Genomic DNA, 1,236 nt, shown 5'->3' with positions numbered 1-1,236 from the left:
CTATTGAGAAGGAACTTCTGGACCAACTGCTTGCCGGCCGCGATCCGAATGAGGTGTTTGCCAAGGACGGATTGCTCGACGACCTGAAGAAGGCGCTTTCGGAACGGATTCTGAACGCTGAACTCGACGAGCACCTTGAGGACGAACGCACCGACGGCAGCGTCAATCGCCGCAACGGCCATTCGCGGAAGTCGGTGCTGACGGGCACGTCGAAGATGACGCTGTCGATCCCGCGCGACCGGGCCGGGACCTTCGATCCGAAGCTGATCGCCAAATACCAGCGCCGTTTTCCCGATTTCGATGACAAGATCATCTCCATGTACGCGCGCGGCATGACAGTGCGCGAGATCCGCGGCCATCTGGAGGAGCTCTACGGCATCGACGTGTCGCCGGACCTGATCTCGGCGGTTACCGATGCGGTCCTGGAGGAAGTGGCCGAGTGGCAGAACCGGCCGCTGGACGCGGTATATCCGCTCGTCTTCTTCGATGCCATACGGGTCAAGATCAGGGACGAGGGCTTCGTCAGGAACAAGGCCGTCTACATCGCGCTCGGCATCCTGCCGGACGGCACGAAGGAGATTCTCGGCATCTGGATCGAGCAGACCGAGGGCGCCAAGTTCTGGCTGCGCGTCATGAACGAGTTGAAGAGCCGTGGCGTCGCCGACGTCCTGATCGCCGTCGTCGACGGCCTCAAGGGCTTCCCCGAGGCGATCAACGCCGTCTTTCCCCAGACTGTCGTCCAGACCTGCATCGTGCACCTGATCCGTCATTCCCTGGAGTTCGTGTCCTGGAAGGACCGCAAGTCCGTCGTGCCGGCGCTGCGCGCGATCTACCGGGCCAAGGACGCCGAAGCCGGCATGAAGGCTCTTGAGGACTTCGAAGCCAGCTACTGGGGGCAGCGGTATCCGGCGATCACCCAAAGCTGGCGGCGCAATTGGCAGCACGTCGTCCCATTCTTTGCCTATCCCGAAAGCGTGCGGCGGATCATCTACACCACGAACGCCATAGAGGCGCTGAACTCCAAGCTGCGCCGCGCCGTCCGCACCCGGGGACACTTCCCCAGTGACGATGCGGCCATGAAGCTGCTATATTTGGTGCTGAACCACGCGGCCGAGGAATGGAAACGACCGCCGCGCGAATGGTTCGAGGCCAAGACCCAGTTCGCCGTCGTCTTCGGCGAAAGGTTCGTCAGCCAATGACGAAACCGGCCTCGCGCACAGAATTCCTGACAGTTCC

Annotated in this window: 1 protein-coding gene; it reads left to right on the top strand. The window is 62.0% G+C overall.

Annotated features, from left to right (window positions below):
• Positions 1 to 2: 2 nt before the first annotated feature.
• Positions 3 to 1,199, top strand: coding sequence for an IS256 family transposase (locus NKI50_RS30470; RefSeq protein WP_352485088.1), 1,197 nt, complete (start codon positions 3 to 5; stop codon positions 1,197 to 1,199).
• Positions 1,200 to 1,236 lie beyond the last annotated feature (37 nt).

This window comes from Mesorhizobium sp. M0563 (assembly GCF_040321065.1).
In the GTDB taxonomy this organism is placed as follows: Bacteria; Pseudomonadota; Alphaproteobacteria; order Rhizobiales; family Rhizobiaceae; genus Mesorhizobium.
This window is presented reverse-complemented; position numbering and strand designations above follow the sequence as displayed.